Origin of the sequence: Gemmobacter nanjingensis (genome assembly GCF_014652195.1) — a bacterium.
GTDB classification, from domain to species: Bacteria; Pseudomonadota; Alphaproteobacteria; order Rhodobacterales; family Rhodobacteraceae; genus Gemmobacter; species Gemmobacter caeni.
Map to the genome: position 1 here is coordinate 98346 of NZ_BMYI01000009.1, position 19773 is coordinate 118118.

A 19773-nucleotide genomic window follows, 5' to 3' on the forward strand; every position below is an offset into this window, starting at 1 on the left:
TCGGCAGGATGATAGCGCTACCGCCCGGCATGTGAAAGATCGTGGAGGAAAGATCAGGCGATCTCCATTTCCTCGACCAGCACGGCCCAGCCCGCACCGTGCATATCACGGTCGGCACGGGTGCCCTGCACCACCGGGCGCGGCACCGACAGTTTCACCACGTTCAGATCAGGGATATCGAAGCGTTTCATCGCCTGCGGTTCAACCCCGAACAGATGCGCGACGCGGGTTGTATCCAGCCCCGTCGTGACGCGGGCGAAAGCCTCGGCACTGCCGCAGAAAATATCCACCGTCAGCCAGAACGGCCCGGCATTCTTGGACCGGACCTTTTCGACCAGCGTTCCCAGTTCAGCCATGGCCCACCTCGTGCACATCCAGACGGAAGGCCGACATCGGATCGTCCAGCCGCATTACATGGTTCAGACAGAATTCATACAGCGCCCCGCGCTGCATTTCCGCCGGCGAGAAGGGGAAGGCGAAGGTCGGCATCGGCTCATCCTCGGTCAGCGCGTGATGCAGCAGATAGGGGTTGAGCATCTTGCCCGCCTCAGCCGCCTGCGCCTCGGTCGGGCAGGTGACGATGCCCAGAACCCCCACCTCGACCGGGGTGGTCGTGCGGTTTTCCAGCGGGCCAAGGGTTGCGTCCATGCCGATCAGCCGCAGTTCCAGCGTGAAGTCATCAGGCGAAAGGCCCATCCGCTCCACGATCTGCGCCGCGACGCGGGCCTGCACATCCGCCGCCCATTCGCGGGCATGGCACACATAGCGGCGGTCCCGCAGCAGGGCCAGCGCGACGGTCTGGTAGCCCGCGACGCGGGCGCCCTCCAGCTTTACCGTATAGGCGCCCCTGATCCATTCCGAGCCTTCGACGCGCACGCGCCGCGCATCCAGCGCAGTATAGCTGGCGCCGGTGACATCCAGATGCCCGCCCGGCTCATACAGCACGAAGGGATCGGAGTTTTCGTAAAGCATATGCGCCGACACCGTGTAGGGCGTGGCGGCGGCGGTCAGGGCCATCGGCTCCATAGTGAAGCCGGTCGCGTCAAAGTCGATCTGGATGACGCCAGTGGCAGGCTGGGTGGTGGCGATGGCACCGCATTCGCCGATCTTGGCGCCGTGCCAGCAGCCCCCCGGATGATCGCCGTTCACCAGCGGCAGCGCCGCGATGATGGCCGTATCGGTGGTCCGCCCGGCAATCACGATATCGGCGCCGGTCGCCAGCGCCGCCGCGATCTGCTCAGCCCCCGCCAGCGCCACGATATTGCTGCAAGCGTCGATCAGCGCATCCGAGATTTCGGGCGCCGGGAACAGCGGCGCGATGCGCCCTTCGGCCAGCGCGGCTTTCACCGCGGCGGCGGATTGCCCGCTTTTCAGCGTCGCGACGCGCAGGGTTTGTCCGGTTTCGGCTGCGATCTCGCGGGTGATTTCCAGCAGCCAGTCCACTGCGCTGTCGGCGCCGCAGGTGCCCGCCGTGCCGATGACCAGCGGCACGCCCGCCTCGGCCCGCGCCTGCATCAGCCCGCGCCACTCCGCCTTGGTCGAGGCGCGCGAATATTTGGACACACCACGCCCAAGGTAAGAGGGCCCACTGTCCGTGGACCCCCCGTCAACCGCGATGATATCCGGCCTGTTGGCGATACCGCGCGACAAAGCCGCGCGGTCATAGCCAAGGCCCAAAGCCCCGGTGGGGATCAGCACCCGTGTCATACCTCAGTCCTCGTTTGCTTCCATGGCAGGCACCGGCGGCTTCTTCAGCACGGTGCGCAGGAACAGCGGCGCAATGAAGCCGGCGATCGCCGCGATCCACAACCCGATGGAGATGGGGGTCGAGAACAGGAAGGTCCAGTCCCCGTCCGAAATCACCATGGCGCGGCGCAGGCTGTCTTCCATGTTCGAGCCCAGCAGGATGCCAAGGATCACCGGCACCGTCGGCACGTCCAGCTTGCGCAGGAAGTAGCCCAGCACACCAAAGACCACCATCAACAGCAGATCGAAGGTGCTGCCCGACAGAGAATAGATGCCGACAAAGCTGATCATCGTGACCATGGGCAGCAGGACCCAGGCCGGGATCATCAGAACGCGGACGAACAGCTTCACCATCGGCACGTTCATCACCAGCAACACGATATTTGCGATGAACAGGCTGGCGATCAGACCCCAGACCACTTCGGGCTGATCACGGAACAGCGTCGGCCCCGGCGTGATGTTCAGCGTCAGAAGCAGCGCCAGCATCACCGCCGTGGTGCCCGAACCCGGCACACCCAGCGTCAGCATCGGCACCATCGCACCACCGGCCGCGGCATTGTTGCCCGCCTCGGGCGCGGCCACGCCGCGCGGATCGCCCTGGCCAAAGCGGCCCCGCGAACCGAGGATGCTCTTTTCGGCCATGTAGGCCATGAACGAACCCAGCGACGCCCCCGCCCCCGGCAGAACTCCGGCCACAAAGCCGATGCCGGTGCCACGCAGCATGGTCCCGGTGGAGGCTTTCAGATCCTGCCACGGGATTGTCAGCTTGCCGAGAGTCACGCCGATGGCGCTGTTGCGGCCATGGCTTTCAATGAAGATGAAGATTTCCGAGATGGCGAACAGACCGACGATTGCGACAAGGAAATCCACCCCGTCCATCAGGTGCATGTTGCCGCCGGTATAGCGCGGCAGGCCGGTCGAATTGTCCAGACCGATCATCGCGATGCCAAGCCCCAGACAGGCCGCCGCTGCAGCTTTCGCCTGGTTCTTCGAGGCGACGCCGCCCAGCGTGCAGAAGGCCAGCAGGTACAGGGCGAAATATTCGGCCGGGCCGAACAGATAGGCGATGCTGGCCAGCACCGGCGCCATCACGACAAGGCCGATGGTCGCAAGGAAAGAACCGACAAAAGAGGCGACACCCGAAATCACCAGCGCGTCCCCTGCCCGGCCCTGCCGGGCCATCGGGAAGCCGTCCAGCGTGGTCATCATCGCAGGTTCGTCACCCGGAATGTTCAGCAGGATCGAGCTGATCCGCCCGCCATACATGGTGCCGTAGTAGACCGAGGTCAGCAGCACCAGCGACTGTGTCGCATCCAGACCCATGGTGAAGGCGACCGGAATGAGGATCGCCACGCCATTGGCCGGGCCAAGGCCGGGCAGCGCGCCGAACATCGTGCCAAGGAAACAGCCGACCACGGCCAGCAGCAGCGTGAAGGGGGTCAGCGCAACGCCGAACCCCATGACGAGGTTGGAAATCGTATCCATCAATGCCCCCTCAACCCATCAGTGCTCTTGGCAGGGCGACAAGCCCGAGGCCGAGGGCGTATTTGAACAGCACGAACAGGCCGACCGACAGGCAGATGCCCGTGATCGCCGCCTTCGCGGGCTGCGGCGCGATCATGTAGCTGACACCGGCCGCGACCAGCGCGGTGGGGATCAGGAAGCCCAGCGGCGCAAGCATGTAGGCATAAAGGGTCAGGATAACGACCGTCAGCGCCATCTTCATCCAGACCGGCAGGGGCGGCCATTCCGGTTCGGCATCGGGCTTCCACAGCATCGCGAGCCCGCACAGCAGGCCGACGACGGCGATCATCATGGGAAACACCCGCGGGCCCACCGGGTCCGACAGAAAGCTGGTCTGGATCTGGAAGGCGCCCGCGAGATACGCGAGCGCCAAGATCGCCACGACCAGACCGAAGATCCGGTCGCTGGCCATTACTGGATCACCCCGATTTCTTTCGAAAGCTCGGTGGTTTCGGCAACGACGCCATCCACCCAACTCTGGAAGTCAGCACCGACCTTGGTGAAGGGGGCGAGGCCGTTCGACGCCATGACCGCTTTCCACTCATCACTGTCCGCCACTTTTTGCAGCTTCTCGGCCCAGGCGTTGAAGGCGTCGTCGCTGATGCCCTTGGGCACATACAAGCCGCGCCAGTTGACGACCTCGACATTGAGGCCCTGCTCCTTGGCGGTCGGAATATCCTCGAAGCCCGGCACGCGCTCGGAGGTCAGCACGGCCAGCGGACGCACGTCGCCCGATTTGATGAAGCCCACGATTTCCGACATGTCGCCGGTCATCGCCTGGGTGAAGCCGCCGATGGTCTGGGTGATCGCCTCTGCACCGCCGTCCATGCCGATGTACTTGACCTTGGCCACATCGGTGAAGCCTGCGGCTTTCAGCACCATCAGCGGCTTCAGGTGGTCAAAGCCGCCCGCAGCCGACCCACCGGCAAAAGCCACCGAGCCGGGATCTGCCTTGATCGCCTCGACCAGATCGGTCAGCGTCTGATAGGGGCTGTCTTTGGCAACCACGATCACACCGGGGTCGCCACCGATGGCACCGACGAAACGCACCTGATCGGCGGTCGCGCCACCATAGGCATTCTGCGCCAGACGGGTGGTGGTGGCCGACGAGGCCGCGACGATCAGATCGGCGTCCTTGCCGCGCTCGGCGACAACATGGCTGAAGGCAAGGCCGCCACCGGCGCCCGCCATATTGGTCACCTGAACCGGCTGGTCGACCAGTTTAAGATCATAAAGGATCTTGCCGATCTGACGGCAGGTGAAGTCCCAGCCGCCACCGGCATCCGCCGGGGCGATGCATTCGGTCGCGAAGGCCGAGGTGGCGCCAAGGCCAAGGGCAGCACTGGCCAGCAGCGCGCGGAACAGGGTCGATTTCATGCGTGTCCTCCCGAGACATCTTTTTCAAAGCCGGGCCAGCCTCCACCGGCCCTTGCGGGGAACACGATTCGCTGAAAAGCTGACATGAACCTGTCACCAGCGATGAAAACTGCGGCAATGCGCTTTCTTCTTGTCGAGGATAACGACGATCTGGCCCATTCGGTCGCCACACGGCTGGCGCTGGACGGGCATGCGGTGGACCGTGCGGCGGGAATCGCCGACGCCGAGGATTGCCTCGCTGCCGCCAGCTATGATCTGATCCTGCTGGATATCGCCCTGCCCGATGGCGATGGCCGCGACTTTCTGGTGGCCCAGCGCCGCGCCCGCCGGGATACGCCGATCATCATGATGACCGCCCGCGCCGCCGTTTCGGACCGGGTGGATGTGCTGGACCTTGGCGCTGACGACTACATCACCAAACCCTTCGACTTTGCCGAGCTGGAGGCCCGCTGCCGCGCCGTGCTGCGGCGCCGGGGTGGCGCCTTGCAGACGGTGCGCGACTACGCGGGCGTCACCTTCAACCCGTTGACCGCCACGGTCAGTATCGCGGGCGAAACACGGGAACTGCGGTCACGCGAATTGCGGCTGCTGGAAATCCTGCTGTCCGCGCCCGAGCGGATTTTCTCGAAGGCGCAGCTTTGCGACCGGCTGTTTTCCTATTCCGAAGCCGTGTCAGAGAACGCGATCGAGGTCTATGTCGCCCGCCTGCGGAAAAAACTGGAAGGCTCTGCCGCCCGGATCGAGACGCTGCGCGGCGTCGGCTACCGGCTGACCGGCGAATGACCGGGCGCATACGCTGGCGCATGCCAAGGGCGCCTCTGTCGCTCCGGCAGCGGCTGCTGTTACAGCTTCTGGGCATCGCCGCGATGCTGGCGGTGTTTCTGTATTTCACGGTCCGCACCGTGGCCGGACAGGCCGCCGAAACGACACAGGATGGCATTCTGGGCGCCGCTACCACGGCCATCGCCGAACAGTTACGCGCGGGCACCGAACAGGTGGAAATTGACCTGCCTTACGATGCCTTCTCGGTGCTGGGCTCGATTTCCGAAGACAGGGTGTTCTACCGCATCGACGTGGGCGGCGAGACAGTGACCGGCTATGACGACCTGCCGCTGCCGCCCGAGGCTTCGGGCAAGGTCGGCCCGCAGTTCTATACTCGCCCCTTCCGCGACACCGAGGTGCGCATCGCAGCCGTCACCCGTCAGGTGGTGGTTGCAGGGCAGGCCCTGCCCGTTCTGGTGCTGGTCGCCCAGACCCGGCTGGGGCAGGACGCGATTGCCGAACGCATCGCCAACCGCGCGGCGGGGCTGGGGCTGGGGTTCTTCACCCTGGCACTTCTGCTGTCGCTGATCGCGGCAGGATCGGTTCTGGCCCCCATCGACCGGCTGGCCGAGGCGGTGGCCCGGCGCGGGCCGGAGGATCTGCGCGCCGTCGATGCCAGCACCCCGCGCGAACTGGTGCCGCTGGTCGGTGCGCTGAACGGCTTCATCGCCCGGCTGCGCGCCGCTCTGGGCCGGACAGAAACCTTCATCACAGAAGCCGCGCATCACATCCGTACCCCGCTGGCCACTGTCCGGGCACAGGCGGAAATCGCGCTGCGGCAATCCGATAACGAGGCGACGCGCCAGACTCTGCGTGGCGTGATCCGCGCGGTCGAGGAAAGCGCGCGGTCCGCCACGCAGTTGCTGGATCACGCCATCGTCGTTTATCGATCCGACAGGATGACCTCGGACGCGCTGGATTTCGGCACGCTGGTCGCGGGGGTGGTGGCCTCCATCGAACCCGCCGCCTCGCTGAAGGATGTCGACCTGCGGCTGTCACCCGCACCGCAGCCCCTGCCGGTGACGGGCGACCGGGCGCTGCTGGAAAGTGCAGTGCGCAATATTCTGGACAATGCGGTGAAATATTCGCCCGAGGACAGCGTTGTCCGCCTGTCGCTGGCGGCTGAGGACAACCGCGCGGTGCTGCGGGTCGAGGATCGCGGGCGCGGCCTGTCGGGCCTTGACCCCGCCAGCCTTTCGGGCCGCTTTCGCCGGGGTGGCAATGTCGCCGATGTGGTGGGCTCGGGCCTTGGCCTGACCATCGTGACCGAAGTCGCCGCAGCCCATGACGGGCGGTTCAGCCTGACGGAACGTGAAGGAGGGGGCGTATGCGCCGAATTCTCTGTGCCCTTGCAGTAATCCTTTCGCCTCTCTGCGCCGCCGCCTTCCCGGTGGAGGAGGAACACGTCTTCCCCGGCACCGGCGCAGGGTCCGAATTGTGGATTCTGTCCACCACCGACACTGAATATTTCGCCCCGCTGCTGACCGCCTTTCAGGCGCGCCATCCGTCGGTGACGATCCGCTATACCGTGACCGGCAGCGCCAGTGTCTACACTGCGGTGGCCGATGAGGGCGTGGCCTGCGATCTGGCGATTTCCAGCGCGATGGACCTGCAGATGAAGCTGGCAAATGACGGCTTCGCCCTGCCGCATGCCAGTGCCGCACAACTGCCGGACTGGGCGCAATGGCAGGATCGTATCTTCGGCTTCGCGCAGGAGCCGGTGGTGCTGGTCGCCTCGCGCAAGGCGCTGGAAGGGCTGGCCCTGCCCCGCACCCGCCGTGATCTGATCGACCTCCTGCGCGATCATCCCGGCCGGTTCGAGGGCCGGATCGGCACCTATGACCCGCTGCAATCCGGCGCGGGCTATCTGTTTGCAACGCAGGAGGCGCGGCAATCCGACAGTTTCTGGCGACTGGCCGAGGTGATGGGTGCCAACCGCCCCCGGCTTTACGCCAGCACCAAGCCCATGCTGGACGATCTGGAAACCGGCACATTGGCGCTGGCTTATAATGTGCTGGGCAGCTACGCCGCCACCCGCGCCGCGCATGACCCGGATGTGGCGCTGATCGAGTTCGAGGATTTCACTCTGACGCTTTTGCGCACCGCGCTGATCCCGAAAGACGCGCGCAACCCCGAGCTTGCAGGCATGTTCATCGACTTCCTGTTGTCACCCGAAGGCCGCCGTCTCTCTGGCCAACAGGGGGGCCTGCCGCCGGTGAACGAGGCCGCACTCGTGCAGACCCCGCGCCTGCGCCCGATCCGGCTGGACCCTGGCCTGCTGGTCTATCTGGACCGCGTCAAGCGCCGCGCCTTTCTGGAGGAGTGGGCCGCAGCAGTGAAGCAGCCGTGAAAGCCCGCCGGATGATGCTTGCCTTGTCCGGAGCGGTTTGAAACAGTTTGGCGGTCCGGCGGGCGTTCATCGCGCCGTCACGTCACCGAAGCAGCCTGACCGCGCCGGGTGCATGTCTCGGATCGGAGCTTTTGCCATGAACCGTCTTTGCCGCCGGAGTGCAGCCTGTCTTGCCTTGCTTCTGTCGGCCCAGCCGCTGATTGCACAAACCACCGATGCCCTGCTGACACCCGAACAGATCACGACACTCGAGGGGGCGGAGGCCGATCTGCGCGCGCGGCTGGCCCCGCACGCCGACGGTCAGGACACCGCCGCCGTGGCCGATTTTCTGGCGGTGATCGACGGGGATCGCCTGCCGATGCCCGACCGGCTGAGCCTTGCCAATACCCCCTGCAGTGTGCGCAGCCTTCAGGTCACCGCCGATATCGCGCTTGGGTATCCGCTCTTTCCATGCAGCTTCCGGCAGGAGGGTCCGGCCGGGCTGGTGTTTCAGAAAGATGCAGGCTCCCAGCGCCGGCTGGGGCTGGTTCTGCCCGGCGCGACCGGAACGAACTTTGCCTTCCGGGGTGGCAGCTATTTTAACGGCGAGGCCCCGCGCGGCTACACTGGCGCCCCCGAAGCCGGAACAGACAGTCTGGGCCTGATGTACCGGGGCGGGCCGGATCGGTATTACATCATCTTAGCGCCGGTCGACGGGCGCGGAGAGGTTTATGAAATCCTGACGCAATAAAGGGCAATGACATGACCACCGGCTTTCTGGCACTTAACGCCGGGTCTTCCTCGCTGAAGGTGGCCCTGTTTCCGGCAGAGGGAGACACGGCCCTGCTGACCGGCCAGGCCGAGCGGATCGGGCCGGAAGGCCGTATGGTTCTGAAGGATGCCACCGGCGCGGAACTGACATTGCCGCCCGGTGATCTGTCCAGCCATGAAGGCGCGCTGTCCATGGTGATCGGCACGGTGAAACAGCACTTCCCCGGCCTGCGCATGGCCGCCGTGGGCCACCGGGTCGTGCATGGCGGGCTGGATTACGTCCAGCCGGTTGTCGTGACCGATGCCGTGCTGGCAAAGCTGCGGATGCTGGAGCCATTCGCCCCGCTGCATCAGCCCCACAACATCGCGGGTATCCGCGCCGCCATGGCTGCCTTCCCCGATGTGCCGCAGATCGCCTGTTTCGACACGGCCTTCCATCGTGGCCAGCCCTTCGTGAACGACACTTTCGCCATTCCGCACCGTTATTACGAGGCGGGCGTGCGGCGCTACGGCTTTCACGGCCTCAGCTATGAATATGTCACCGGAGAATTGCGCCGTCTCGCGCCGCATCTGATGGAGGGGCGCGTGGTTGTCGCGCATCTGGGCAATGGGGCCTCGATGTGCGCCATCCATCGCGGGCGCTCTGTTGCCTCCTCGATGGGGTTTTCCGCGCTGGACGGATTGCCGATGGGCACCCGCTGCGGCCAGATCGACCCCGGCGTCCTGCTGTACATGCTGGATCGCGAAGGGTTGAATACCGCTCAGATCCGCCAGATCCTGTACAACGAATCCGGTCTTCTGGGCCTGTCGGGCGGGCTGTCGAACGACATGCGTACGCTTGAAGCCGCCGACAGCCCCGAAGCCCATCGCGCCATCGACTACTTCGTATTCCGCGTACAGCGCGAACTGGGCGCCATGGCCGCCGTCATGGGGGGAATCGACGCACTGGTCTTCTGCGGCGGCATCGGGGAAAACTCGCGCAGCGTCCGCCGCCGGATCTGCGAGCGTCTGGGCTGGATGGGGGTCGAGATCGACCATGGCAGGAACGCAGAAAGCGCCACGGTCCTGTCATCCGAGTTTTCGCGCACCACGGTCATGATCATCAACACGCATGAGGAACTGGTGATCGCCCGTGCCGCCCGCGCTGCCGTGGGGATTTCGGCGTCCTAGCGCCGCTTCGGCAGCCGACACCAATTCGTCATCTGGCAGTCACCGCACCCTTACAACGCGGGTGTTAGCTGCGGCGCAGGATTTCCGCGCCGCACCAGCCTGCGGCGCCTGCCGGAGGGTACATGCCATGAATGCCGTCCATCCCGTCCGTCGTGCCCGGCAGATTGAAGAGATCGTGCCGGTCATCTCGGTCGTGGTGCCGCTGCATGACGAGGCGGCCAGCATCGCGCCACTTACCGCGCAGATTCTGGAAATCCTCACCGGGCAGGCGTTCGAACTGATCCTTGTCGATGACGGCTCGCAAGATGAAACACGGGCCGAACTGTTGCGGCTGGCCCGGCACGAGCCGCGCATCCGCGTGCTGGGGCATGACCGGGCGGCAGGGCAATCGGCGGCGATCCATTCTGGCGCGCGGGCGGCGCGCGGCCGTATCGTGGCGACGCTGGACGGGGACGGGCAGAACCCGCCGGTCAACCTTCCGGCGCTGATCGCGCCCCTGATGGACCCGCGCCGCGACCCGGCGCTGGCGCTGGTTGCCGGTCAGCGCATCGGGCGCCGCGATACGCCGGGCCGTCGGCTGGCATCGCGCTTTGCCAACGGGTTGCGCGGCTGGCTGCTGGGCGACAGGACGCGCGACACCGGCTGCGGGCTGAAGGCGTTTGACCGCGCCGCCTATCTGGCACTGCCCTATTTCAACCACCAGCACCGCTTTCTGCCCGCGCTGTTCCTGCGCGATGGCTGGAAGATCGCACATGTCGATGTGACCCATGCACCGCGTCTGGCCGGGCGGTCGAAATACACCAATCTCGGGCGGGCGCTGGTCGGGATCACCGATCTGGCGGGCGTTGCCTGGCTGATCCGCCGCCGCAAACGGGAAACCCCGCACGAAATCGCCGCCGGGGCCGGGGCATGAGCCGCGAGGCGGTCTGGGCCGCCCTGCACGTCACCGACTGGACCGAGTTCACCTGGGTGATGATCGGCCTTGGCGGGCAGTTGATGTTCACCATGCGCTTTCTGGTGCAATGGATCGTGTCGGAACGCACGCGCCGGTCGGTCATCCCGGTGGCCTTCTGGTATTTCTCGATGGCCGGGGGTGTGGTGCTGCTGAGCTATGCGCTGTGGCGGCGCGACCCCGTGTTCGTGTTCGGGCAGGCGACGGGGCTTGTCATCTATTCCCGCAATCTTTGGCTTATCCATGCTGAAAAGCACCAGCCTGCCCAAAGCCGCGCCTGACTGCCTGCAGGCGGCGTTGCTGGCCATTGCCGCGCTGACACTATGGCGGCTGGGCATGCTGGCCGCGATGCGGACCGAACTTTGGACGGATGAATCGCAATACTGGCTATGGGGGCAGTCGCTGTCCTTCGGCGCCTATTCCAAACCACCGCTGATCGGCTGGCTGATCCGTGCCACGACCGAAGTTGCGGGCAACACGCCCTTCGGGGTGCGTCTTGCGGCGCCTGTGCTGCATGGGGTGACGGCGATGCTGGTCATGGCGCTTGCAGCGCGGCTGACCAATGCGCGCGTGGCGGCACTGGCCGGACTGACCTATGCGACCATGCCCGCAGCCACGCTGGGCGCGATGATGATGACGACCGACACACCGCTGCTGTGTGCCATCGCGGCGGCGCTGCTGATGCAGCACCGGCTGGCCGCGCGCGCTTCGACCGGCGATGCGGTGTTGCTGGGGCTGGCGCTGGGGCTGGGGTTCCTGTCGAAACATGCGATGCTGTTTGCCATGGCCGGGATGGCTATGGCCGCGCTGGTATCCCCGGCATGGCGGATCACCCGCCGCGATGCGACAATAGCCGGGGCGGTTGCCCTGTTGCTGGCGCTGCCGAATCTGCTTTGGATCGCCAGCCACGGTTTTGTGACCCTGCATCATCTGGCCGAAGATGGCGCGGCGCAGGGTTTTGGCCTGCATCTGTCTGGTGCTGTCCGCTTTTTGGCCGAACAACTCGCGGTGATGGGGCCGCTGGCCTTTCCGGCCTTCCTGCTGGGTCTGCGCGCCCCCCGCCCGCCCCTGCGCGGCGCCGTGACGGTGGCGCTGGTGATCCTTGGCATCGTCACGCTTCAGGCGCTGACCAGCCGGGCGCTTGCAAACTGGGGCGTGGGCTTTACGGTCACGGGCAGCATCATCGCCGCGCACTGGCTGGCGCGGCACCGGGCGCTGGCCTTTGCCTCGCTGGCACTGGGTGCGGCGGTGGCGATTGCCCTGCCGCTCATCGCCACTTTCGGCACCAGCTGGCGGATCGGGGACGGGCCGCTGATCCTGTCGCGCTATCTGGGCCGGGCCGAGGTCAGCCGGCGCGCAATGGATTTCGCAACGCGCAATGGCGCCGCCGTGATCGTGGCCTCAGATCGTGGCCTTCTGGCTGATCTGAGCTGGCAAAGCCATGGCTCCGGGCTGGAAATCGCCGCCACCCCGCATGACGGACCACCCCGACACCACTGGGACCTGGCGCTGCCGCTGACTGCTGCTCCGGGCACACTGGTTGTGCTGTTGATGCAAGGGGCGGAGCCACCCGCCTGCGCCACCGGCCCGTCTGGCCACTGGATCGCCGGGCCAGGCTTTGCCGAGGGGCGACAGATGTCGCTGGTCCTGACCACCCCCGAATGCCTGACGGAGGCCAAGGATGACTGACCCCACCCTCGCCCGCCTGCATCATGCCGCGCTGATTGCAACGCTGGTTGTGCTCTGCCTGTTCAGCGCCGAACCGGCACTGGATATCGCCCTTTCAAGCCGGTTTCTTGATCCGCAAGGCGTTTTCGCCCTGCGCGGAAACCCCGCCATCACCACACTCAACGACAGCCTGCGCTGGGGGTTGACCGCTTTTGCCCTTCTGGCGGTGGCTCTGCCAGTGCTGGCACGCACGCTCGGCTTCACACCGCGATCCGGGCTGGCCGGCTGGCATTTCCTTGCGACCGTGTTCGTCATCGGCCCCGGCCTGATCGTGAACGGCATCCTGAAAGCCTATGCGGGACGTGCCCGTCCCGCTGACATCATAGAGTTCGGCGGGACGCGACAGTTCACTCCCGTCCTGCAAATCAGCGACCAGTGCAGCCAGAACTGTTCCTTCTCCTCCGGTGAGGTCGCGATGACGGCGACTTTCGCCTTTGCCCTGCTGGCCCTGACATGGCCGCATCTGCCGAAACCGCGCCGGTGGCTGGCCGTCGCCGCTGCTGCCGCGCTGATCGGGGCAAGCCTGCTGCTGCGCGTTGGCATGGGGCGGCATTTCACCTCGGACGCGCTGGCCTCGGTCGCCATTTCGGCCTTCGTGGTGATGGGCGGCTACCGGCTGTTCAACCTTGGCACCGCGCGGCAACAGATGACATGGCAGGCGATCCACAGTGATGGGCTGGCACTTTCCGGACATCTGCAACGCCGGTTTCAGCGCCTTGCCGCGCAGATGCGCCGCCTTTTGCCACTGGTGACGGCTGAAAGGCGCTGATGCGCGGAACCGCAAGAAAGTGTCACACGACTTGCACCCAGGGGGGTTAGGCCCTATGTGGACCGCTCTTGTCCCTTTTGGCCCCGGGGGGGATTCTTGATGATCCAGACGCCTTACTACCTGATTGATCGGGTGAAGCTTTCGCGCAACATGGAAATCATCGACCGGCTGCGCGCGCAGTCCGGCGCCAAAGCCCTGCTTGCGCTGAAATGTTTCGCAACCTGGCCGGTGTTCGACCAGATGCGAGAGCATATGGACGGCACGACCTCCTCCAGCCTTTACGAACTGCGGCTGGGGCGCGAGAGGTTCGGCAAGGAAACCCACGCCTATTCCGTTGGCTGGTCCGACCACGAGATCGCCGAGGCGGTAGGCTATGCCGACAAGATCATCTTCAACTCCATCGGTCAGCTTGAACGCTTCGACAATCAGTCGGCACAGATCGAACGCGGGCTGCGGCTGAACCCGCGGTTCAGCACTTCGGGCTTTGATCTTGCCGATCCGGCCCGCCCCTTCAGCCGTCTGGGCGAATGGGACCAGAAGAAGATCGAAACCGTGATGGACCGCATCTCGGGCTTCATGATCCATTACAACTGCGAGAATGCGGATTTCGACCTGTTCGACACGCAGCTTGCCCGCATCGAGGATGAGTTCGGCGACCTGCTGAAACGCCTGAAATGGGTCAGCCTCGGCGGCGGCATCCACTTCACCGGCGAGGGCTATCCGGTGGACAAGCTCGCCGCCCGGCTCCGCGCCTTTCAGGATCGGTTCGGTGTGCAGGTCTATCTGGAACCCGGCGAGGCCGCGATCACCAATTCCGCCAGCCTTGAGGTGACGGTGATCGACACGCTGAACAACGGCAAGGATCTGGCCATCGTGGATTCCTCGGTCGAGGCGCATATGCTCGACCTGCTGATCTATCGCCAGTCGGCGAAGATGGAGGTCGCGGGCGATCATCCCTGGATGATCTGCGGCAAATCCTGCCTTGCGGGCGATATTTTCGGCGAGTTCAACTTCCCCACACCTCTGTCGGTGGGTGACCGGCTGTCGATTGCCGATGCCGCAGGCTATACTATGGTGAAGAAGAACTGGTTCAACGGCGTGAAGATGCCCAGCATCGTCGTGCGCGAACTGGATGGCTCGCTGAGCCTGAAACGAGAATTCGGCTATGCCGACTACGAGAGCAGCCTGGGCTGAGACTCTCCCTTCCCTCTGTCCTTAAAGGAGACGGTTCGAAGTGAAACGGAACGTGTTGATCATCGGCGCCGGTGGCGTGGCTCAGGTCGTGGCGCATAAATGTGCGCAACACAATGACCGGCTGGGCGATCTCAATATCGCCAGCCGTATGCGGGCGAAATGCGAGGCGATCATCGCCAGCGTCCATGAAAAGAACGCGATGAAGGTGCCGGGCACTTTCGCGGCCCATGCGGTCGATGCGATGGACAGTGCCGCCGTCGCCGCGCTGATCCGCGAGACCGGCGCGCAGATCGTGATCAACGTGGGTTCGGCCTTCGTGAACATGACAGTGCTGGAAGCCTGCATCGAGACCGGCGCCGCCTATCTGGACACCGCGATCCACGAAGACCCGGAAAAGATCTGCGAAACGCCGCCGTGGTATGGCAACTACGAATGGCAACGCCGCGACCGCTGCAAGGCGGCCGGTGTGACCGCGATCCTTGGCATCGGCTTTGACCCCGGCGTGGTGAACGCCTATGCCCGCGTGGCTGAGGGGATGCTGGACAAGATCACCTCCATCGACATCGTGGACATCAATGCCGGGTCGCATGGCAAATGGTTTGCCACCAATTTCGACCCCGAGATCAACTTCCGCGAATTCACCGGCACGGTCTATTCGTGGCAGAATGGCGGCTGGCAAACGAACAAGATGTTCGAGGTCGGCCAGACCTGGGATCTGCCGGTTGTGGGCGAACAGAAAGCCTATCTGACCGGCCATGACGAGGTGCATTCGCTGTCGGCGCGCTACAAGGATGCCGATGTGCGGTTCTGGATGGGCTTTGGCGACCATTACATCAACGTCTTCACCGTGCTGAAGAACCTTGGCCTGCTGTCGGAACAGCCGGTGAAAACCGCCGAGGGGCAAGAGGTCATTCCGCTGAAGGTGGTGAAGGCTGTGCTGCCCGATCCGGCCAGCCTCGCGCCGAACTATACCGGCAAGACCTGCATCGGGGACGTGGTGAAGGGCGTGAAGGATGGCCAGCAAGCCGAGGTCTTCATCTACAACGTCGCGGACCATAAAGAGGCGTTCGAGGAGGTCGGCTCGCAGGGCATCAGCTATACCGCCGGTGTGCCGCCGGTCACCGCCGCGCTGCTGATTGCCGATGGCACCTGGGATGTGGGCACGATGGTCAATGTCGAGGAACTGGACCCCAAACCCTTCATCAACCTGCTGAACACCATGGGCCTGCCGAGCCGCATCAAGGATGCGCAGGGCGACCGCCCGCTGGAGTTCTGAAACACGCAAGGCCCGGTCTGAACGCCGGGCCTTTTGCTTATCGCCGCATCATCGCCAGCCGGATCAGCGCGCGTTCCATCAGTGCCATGGCAGGCGCGCGCGAGGCGGACCGCAGCGTCAGGTCGGTTTCCACCAGCAGCGCCAGCGCATCCTCCAGCCGCCGCGCGCCCCAGCTTTCGGCCTGCCGCATCGCCCGATCCTTGCGCGGACCGCGCAGCCGGAACGAGGCCGGGCCGCGCGGATCAACCGCCAGCGCGTGCAGATTGCGGAAATGGCGCATGGCAAAGATGCATAGCGTGACGGGCTGCACCCCCTGCCCCTCCAGCCGCCGCATCAGCTGCCCCACGGCAGCGCCCCGCCCTTCGGCCACAGCCTCCACCACATCATCTACCTCGGCATCCACCGTCGCCGGGGCCATCGCCATCACATCGGCGGGCGTCAGCGGCGTGCCGTCGCCCCATTTATACAGCGCGATCTTCTCGACTGTCTGGCGGAAGTCACCTGGATCAAGCTCTTTTGCCAGCGACAGAAGATCGGTCATCGCCTCGGGCGCGATGTCGCGCAGGCCGCTTTTGCCCAGCGTGCTCTCGATTTCCTCGCGTGAGGGGGGGTCGTCATAGATGCCAAGGCAGCGCGCCGTCGGATGCGATTCGAACAGCTTCACCAGCGCCGATTTCGCAGTCAGCCCGCCCGCGGTCACCAAGATCTGCGCGTCACCGGGACGCCAGTCGCGGAATGCCTCGGTCACCGCAGGGGCGATGGTGTCGGTCGCTTCCTCCACGAAGACCACGCGCGGACCAGGAAAGAAGCCCTGCGCCTTCATCGCATCCATCAGAAGCGCCGGTTCCTTGCGCACATCACCGCCCGAGAGGCGCGCAAGCCGCATCTCAGCCTCGCCCTCCGGCCCGATCAGCGCGGCAATCGCCTCCTGCCGCCGCAGTGAAACGCGCATGGCGTCCTGCCCGTACAGCAGCAGCCCCGCCGCCGCCGGATCGGGCTTGGCACAATAGGCCGCCCCCGCCGCGCCGGTCAGCTTCACAGGAAGCTTCCTGCCGTCGCCAGAAGCCGCGTAACGATCTGGTCAGCCAAAATCCGCATCAGGCGATAGGCCGCATCCTCCTCCGCCGCCAAACCGGCGACGGTGGATCCGGTCGCCGACCAGGAGGTGAAGCTGGCTGCCGTGCCTTCGGCCAGCGGTGTGCCCGCAGCATTTTTCACCACCCAGTCCACCGTGCCGCGCAAATTATAGCGCGTCGTCGCGTTCTCTGGTGTAACGCCGACACCGATGCTTTCGGTGCGGATGGTGTAGGACAGCCGATAGCGGTCGCCCTGCGGGCGTCCCAGCCGTTCCTCCAGCCGCTCGACCAGATCGAAGCCGTTCTTGTCGGACGGCGCATCGACGCGGATCGCGCCTTGCAGCGCGGCGGCAGGTCCGCCCGGCGCATAAGCCGGGGTGAAGGTGCAGCCCGTCAGGGCCGCACCGGCGAGCGTGATGAACTGGCGGCGTTTATACCACGACATTGATGATGCGCCCCGGCACGACGATGATCTTCTTCACCGGCTGACCGGCCAAGAACTTAACCACATCCTCGTTCGCCAGCGCGATCTTTTCAACCTCTGCCGCCGCCATATCCTTCGGCACGCTGATTTCCGCCCGCCGCTTGCCGTTGATCTGGATCGGCAGCGTCACGGTATCATCCACCAGCAGCGCCGGATCGGCATTGGGCCATGCGGCCTGCGCGCAGAGGCCTTCGCCCCCCTGATATGACCAGATGGATTCCGCGATATGCGGGGTCATCGGCGACATCAGCTGCGCCAGCGTGCGGATCGCCTGTTTCATCACCGGAGTCGAGGCATCGGCCTTCGCCAGCACATTGGTAAAAGCGTAAAGCCCGGCGATGGCCTTGTTGAAGGCAAAGCCGTCAATGCCCTTCGTCACCTCATCCACAGCCTTCGCCGTGGCTTTCAGCAGCGCCGCATCGTCCTTGCCCTGATGATCCGCATGCAGTTCGCCGATGCGGGAACACAGGTTCCACACACGGGTCAGATGCTTGAAGGCCGCCTCCGCGCCCGAGGCCGTCCATTCCACATCACGCTCCGGCGGGCTGTCCGACATGACAAACCACCGCGCGGTATCGGCACCGTAAGAGGCGATGATGTTCATCGGATCGACGACATTCTTCTTGGATTTCGACATTTTGGCCGAGGGGATGACCTCGACTACAGTCCCGTCCTTCAGCGTGGCGCCGGTTTCGCTGCGTAGAATGTCCTCCGGCAGGTGATAGACCGGACGGCCCTTGTCATCGGTGGTTTTGTAGATCTCGTGCGTCACCATGCCCTGCGTGAACAGCGCATTGAACGGCTCCCGCGCCTTGGCGGGCAGGTGGCCGGTCTCGTTCATCGCACGGGCGAAGAAGCGGCTGTAAAGCAGGTGAAGGATCGCGTGCTCGATGCCGCCGATATATTGATCGACGTTCATCCAGTAATCGGCATCCTCGGCCACGGTCGGCGTGGTGGCGCGCGGTGCGGTGAAGCGGGCGTAATACCATGACGAATCGACGAAAGTATCCATCGTATCTGTCTCGCGCCGGGCCGCTGCCCCGCATTTCGGGCAGGCGGTCGCGGCCCAGGTCGGGTGGCGGTCGAGCGGGTTGCCGGGCTTGTCGAAGCTCACGTCATAAGGCAACTCGACCGGCAGGTTTTCCTTCTTCTCGGGCACCACACCACAGGTCGCGCAATGCACGACCGGAATCGGGCAGCCCCAATAGCGTTGCCGCGACACGCCCCAGTCGCGCAGACGGAACTTGGTGACGCCCTGGCCAAAGCCCTTGGCCTCGGCCAGCGCGATGGCCTCGGCCACACCCTCGTCGCCGGTCATCGGCTTGTTGCCCGCGATACCGCGAACATATTGCACCCGCTCGGATTTCATCGGCACAAAGGCTTCGGTCAGCGGCGCGTCCTCCGCCCCTTCCGCCACATAGACCGCCCTTATCGGCAGCCCGTATTTGGTGGCGAATTCGAAATCGCGCTGGTCATGCGCCGGGCAGCCGAAAATCGCGCCGGTGCCGTAATCCATCAGGATGAAATTCGCGATCCAGACCGGCAGTTCCCAGTTCGGGTCCAGCGGATGCTTCACCCGGATGCCGGTATCCATGCCCAGCTTCTCGGCGGTTTGCAGGGCTTCCTCGCTGGTGCCGATGCGGCGGCATTCGGCGACAAAGGCCGCGATCTGCGGATTGGTCTTTTCCAGTTCCTTCGCCAGCGGGTGATCCGGGCTGATCCCGGCGAAAGAGGCGCCCATCAGCGTGTCGGGGCGGGTGGTATAGACCTCCAGCCGGTCAAAGCCCGCCGGCGCCGCCACGGTTTCAAAGCCGAATTGCAGCCCGCGCGACTTGCCGATCCAGTTGGCCTGCATCAGCCGCACCTTCTCGGGCCAGTCCTTCAGACCATCAAGCGAATCCAGCAGATCGCCCGCCATGTCGGAGATCTTGAAGAACCACTGGGTCAGCTCGCGCCGTTCCACCACGGCGCCCGAGCGCCAGCCCTTGCCGTCGATCACCTGCTCGTTGGCCAGCACGGTCATATCGACCGGATCCCAGTTCACCACCGCCGCCTTGCGATAGACCAGACCCTTTTTCATCATGTCGATGAACATGGCCTGCTGCTGGCCGTAATATTCCGGGTCGCAGGTGGCGAATTCGCGGCTCCAGTCGATCGACAGGCCCAAGGGCTTCATCTGACCGCGCATGTCGGCGATATTGCCGTAGGTCCAGTCCTTGGGATGGCCGCCACGCTCCATCGCCGCGTTCTCGGCGGGCATCCCGAAGGCATCCCAGCCCATCGGATGCAGCACCGAAAACCCGCAGGAAGATTTGTAGCGCGCCACCACATCGCCCATCGTGTAGTTGCGTACATGGCCCATGTGGATGCGCCCCGAAGGATAGGGAAACATCTCAAGCACATAATATTTCGGCTTGGCCGCATCGCGCCGGGCGGTGAACACCCCGGTCTTATCCCAGGTTTCCTGCCATTTCGGCTCGATCTGGCTCGGTTCATAGCGCGACATGCTGGCCTCATCTCATCGGTTCGACGCGCGCGAATTAAACCGACCGGGC

19 protein-coding genes are annotated in these 19773 nt (G+C 64.8%); 11 read left to right on the forward strand and 8 right to left on the reverse strand.

All coding sequences use genetic code 11. From position 1 onward, the window contains the following. Nucleotides 1-53: 53 nt before the first annotated feature. From IE126_RS14990 to IE126_RS15010, 5 genes are read right to left on the reverse strand one after another with little or no spacing between them, the layout of a single operon-like run. Nucleotides 54-356: a DUF4387 family protein gene (locus IE126_RS14990; protein ID WP_054301369.1), complete on the reverse strand. Its 303-nt coding sequence runs from the start codon at nucleotides 354-356 to the stop codon at nucleotides 54-56. Beyond that, complete coding sequence (locus IE126_RS14995) at nucleotides 349-1707, reverse strand: acyclic terpene utilization AtuA family protein (RefSeq protein ID WP_189381477.1); 1359 nt, start codon at nucleotides 1705-1707, stop codon at nucleotides 349-351. The genes IE126_RS14990 and IE126_RS14995 overlap by 8 nt, the downstream gene beginning before the upstream one ends. A 3-nt stretch (nucleotides 1708-1710) precedes the next feature. After that, nucleotides 1711-3231, reverse strand: a complete 1521-nt coding sequence (locus IE126_RS15000; protein WP_054301371.1) for a tripartite tricarboxylate transporter permease — start codon at nucleotides 3229-3231, stop codon at nucleotides 1711-1713. Between the two features lie 10 nt (nucleotides 3232-3241). Beyond that, complete coding sequence (locus IE126_RS15005) at nucleotides 3242-3682, reverse strand: tripartite tricarboxylate transporter TctB family protein (RefSeq protein ID WP_054301372.1); 441 nt, start codon at nucleotides 3680-3682, stop codon at nucleotides 3242-3244. Continuing rightward, on the reverse strand, nucleotides 3682-4647 hold the full coding sequence (locus IE126_RS15010; protein WP_054301373.1) for a Bug family tripartite tricarboxylate transporter substrate binding protein: 966 nt from the start codon (nucleotides 4645-4647) through the stop codon (nucleotides 3682-3684). Before IE126_RS15010 ends, IE126_RS15005 begins: the two co-directional genes overlap by 1 nt. A 117-nt stretch (nucleotides 4648-4764) precedes the next feature. On the opposite strand from IE126_RS15010, the gene IE126_RS15015 reads away from it, so the two are divergent. The 11 genes from IE126_RS15015 to IE126_RS15065 all read left to right on the forward strand — a co-directional run bounded on the left by IE126_RS15015 (nucleotide 4765) and on the right by IE126_RS15065 (nucleotide 15658). Continuing rightward, complete coding sequence (locus IE126_RS15015; protein ID WP_189381478.1) at nucleotides 4765-5430, forward strand: response regulator transcription factor; 666 nt, start codon at nucleotides 4765-4767, stop codon at nucleotides 5428-5430. Then, complete coding sequence (locus IE126_RS15020) at nucleotides 5427-6827, forward strand: sensor histidine kinase (RefSeq protein ID WP_189381479.1); 1401 nt, start codon at nucleotides 5427-5429, stop codon at nucleotides 6825-6827. The genes IE126_RS15015 and IE126_RS15020 overlap by 4 nt, the downstream gene beginning before the upstream one ends. Next, complete coding sequence (locus tag IE126_RS15025; RefSeq protein ID WP_108128703.1) at nucleotides 6797-7819, forward strand: ABC transporter substrate-binding protein; 1023 nt, start codon at nucleotides 6797-6799, stop codon at nucleotides 7817-7819. Before IE126_RS15020 ends, IE126_RS15025 begins: the two co-directional genes overlap by 31 nt. Nucleotides 7820-7955: 136 nt before the next feature. Beyond that, nucleotides 7956-8549: a hypothetical protein gene (locus tag IE126_RS15030; protein ID WP_189381480.1), complete on the forward strand. Its 594-nt coding sequence runs from the start codon at nucleotides 7956-7958 to the stop codon at nucleotides 8547-8549. An 11-nt stretch (nucleotides 8550-8560) separates the two neighbouring features. Continuing rightward, nucleotides 8561-9739 carry an acetate/propionate family kinase gene (locus tag IE126_RS15035; RefSeq protein ID WP_054301377.1) on the forward strand — a complete coding sequence of 393 codons (1179 nt, stop codon included), beginning with the start codon at nucleotides 8561-8563 and terminating at the stop codon, nucleotides 9737-9739. A gap of 127 nt (nucleotides 9740-9866) precedes the next feature. Beyond that, nucleotides 9867-10652 carry a glycosyltransferase family 2 protein gene (locus tag IE126_RS15040; RefSeq protein WP_189381481.1) on the forward strand — a complete coding sequence of 262 codons (786 nt, stop codon included), beginning with the start codon at nucleotides 9867-9869 and terminating at the stop codon, nucleotides 10650-10652. Continuing rightward, complete coding sequence (locus IE126_RS15045; RefSeq protein ID WP_054301378.1) at nucleotides 10649-10972, forward strand: lipid-A-disaccharide synthase N-terminal domain-containing protein; 324 nt, start codon at nucleotides 10649-10651, stop codon at nucleotides 10970-10972. The genes IE126_RS15040 and IE126_RS15045 overlap by 4 nt, the downstream gene beginning before the upstream one ends. Next, nucleotides 10935-12380, forward strand: coding sequence for an ArnT family glycosyltransferase (locus tag IE126_RS15050; protein ID WP_189381482.1), 1446 nt, complete (start codon nucleotides 10935-10937; stop codon nucleotides 12378-12380). The genes IE126_RS15045 and IE126_RS15050 overlap by 38 nt, the downstream gene beginning before the upstream one ends. Continuing rightward, nucleotides 12373-13188 (forward strand): phosphatase PAP2 family protein, encoded by an 816-nt coding sequence (locus IE126_RS15055; protein ID WP_108128708.1) that lies wholly within the window; start codon nucleotides 12373-12375, stop codon nucleotides 13186-13188. Before IE126_RS15050 ends, IE126_RS15055 begins: the two co-directional genes overlap by 8 nt. 99 nt (nucleotides 13189-13287) lie before the next feature. Continuing rightward, nucleotides 13288-14382, forward strand: coding sequence for a carboxynorspermidine decarboxylase (locus IE126_RS15060; RefSeq protein WP_108128709.1), 1095 nt, complete (start codon nucleotides 13288-13290; stop codon nucleotides 14380-14382). Nucleotides 14383-14422: 40 nt separating this feature from the next. Further along, nucleotides 14423-15658 (forward strand): saccharopine dehydrogenase family protein, encoded by a 1236-nt coding sequence (locus tag IE126_RS15065; protein ID WP_189381483.1) that lies wholly within the window; start codon nucleotides 14423-14425, stop codon nucleotides 15656-15658. Nucleotides 15659-15695: 37 nt separating this feature from the next. On the opposite strand, the gene holA is transcribed toward IE126_RS15065, so the two are convergent. From holA to leuS, 3 genes are read right to left on the reverse strand one after another with little or no spacing between them, the layout of a single operon-like run. Beyond that, nucleotides 15696-16697 carry a DNA polymerase III subunit delta gene (gene holA / locus IE126_RS15070; protein ID WP_189381484.1) on the reverse strand — a complete coding sequence of 334 codons (1002 nt, stop codon included), beginning with the start codon at nucleotides 16695-16697 and terminating at the stop codon, nucleotides 15696-15698. Continuing rightward, a complete protein-coding gene (lptE, locus tag IE126_RS15075) occupies nucleotides 16694-17179 on the reverse strand; it encodes an LPS assembly lipoprotein LptE (protein ID WP_054301384.1) in 486 nt (161 codons plus the stop codon). Before lptE ends, holA begins: the two co-directional genes overlap by 4 nt. Then, nucleotides 17166-19724: a leucine--tRNA ligase gene (gene leuS / locus IE126_RS15080; RefSeq protein ID WP_189381485.1), complete on the reverse strand. Its 2559-nt coding sequence runs from the start codon at nucleotides 19722-19724 to the stop codon at nucleotides 17166-17168. Before leuS ends, lptE begins: the two co-directional genes overlap by 14 nt. Nucleotides 19725-19773: the final 49 nt, after the last annotated feature.

Excerpts from the sequence above, each read along its gene's own strand:
- lptE (WP_054301384.1), bottom strand. The coding sequence starts at position 17,179 with ATGTCGTGGTATAAACGCCGCCAGTTCATCACGCTCGCCGGTGCGGCC.
- IE126_RS15055 (WP_108128708.1), top strand. The coding sequence starts at position 12,373 with ATGACTGACCCCACCCTCGCCCGCCTGCATCATGCCGCGCTGATTGCA.
- leuS (WP_189381485.1), bottom strand. The coding sequence starts at position 19,724 with ATGTCGCGCTATGAACCGAGCCAGATCGAGCCGAAATGGCAGGAAACC.
- IE126_RS15025 (WP_108128703.1), top strand. The coding sequence starts at position 6,797 with ATGCGCCGAATTCTCTGTGCCCTTGCAGTAATCCTTTCGCCTCTCTGC.
- IE126_RS15050 (WP_189381482.1), top strand. The coding sequence starts at position 10,935 with ATGCTGAAAAGCACCAGCCTGCCCAAAGCCGCGCCTGACTGCCTGCAG.
- IE126_RS15040 (WP_189381481.1), top strand. The coding sequence starts at position 9,867 with ATGAATGCCGTCCATCCCGTCCGTCGTGCCCGGCAGATTGAAGAGATC.
- IE126_RS15060 (WP_108128709.1), top strand. The coding sequence starts at position 13,288 with ATGATCCAGACGCCTTACTACCTGATTGATCGGGTGAAGCTTTCGCGC.
- IE126_RS15000 (WP_054301371.1), bottom strand. The coding sequence starts at position 3,231 with ATGGATACGATTTCCAACCTCGTCATGGGGTTCGGCGTTGCGCTGACC.
- IE126_RS15035 (WP_054301377.1), top strand. The coding sequence starts at position 8,561 with ATGACCACCGGCTTTCTGGCACTTAACGCCGGGTCTTCCTCGCTGAAG.
- IE126_RS15005 (WP_054301372.1), bottom strand. The coding sequence starts at position 3,682 with ATGGCCAGCGACCGGATCTTCGGTCTGGTCGTGGCGATCTTGGCGCTC.
- IE126_RS15030 (WP_189381480.1), top strand. The coding sequence starts at position 7,956 with ATGAACCGTCTTTGCCGCCGGAGTGCAGCCTGTCTTGCCTTGCTTCTG.
- IE126_RS15020 (WP_189381479.1), top strand. The coding sequence starts at position 5,427 with ATGACCGGGCGCATACGCTGGCGCATGCCAAGGGCGCCTCTGTCGCTC.
- IE126_RS14995 (WP_189381477.1), bottom strand. The coding sequence starts at position 1,707 with ATGACACGGGTGCTGATCCCCACCGGGGCTTTGGGCCTTGGCTATGAC.
- IE126_RS14990 (WP_054301369.1), bottom strand. The coding sequence starts at position 356 with ATGGCTGAACTGGGAACGCTGGTCGAAAAGGTCCGGTCCAAGAATGCC.
- IE126_RS15045 (WP_054301378.1), top strand. The coding sequence starts at position 10,649 with ATGAGCCGCGAGGCGGTCTGGGCCGCCCTGCACGTCACCGACTGGACC.
- IE126_RS15010 (WP_054301373.1), bottom strand. The coding sequence starts at position 4,647 with ATGAAATCGACCCTGTTCCGCGCGCTGCTGGCCAGTGCTGCCCTTGGC.
- IE126_RS15015 (WP_189381478.1), top strand. The coding sequence starts at position 4,765 with ATGCGCTTTCTTCTTGTCGAGGATAACGACGATCTGGCCCATTCGGTC.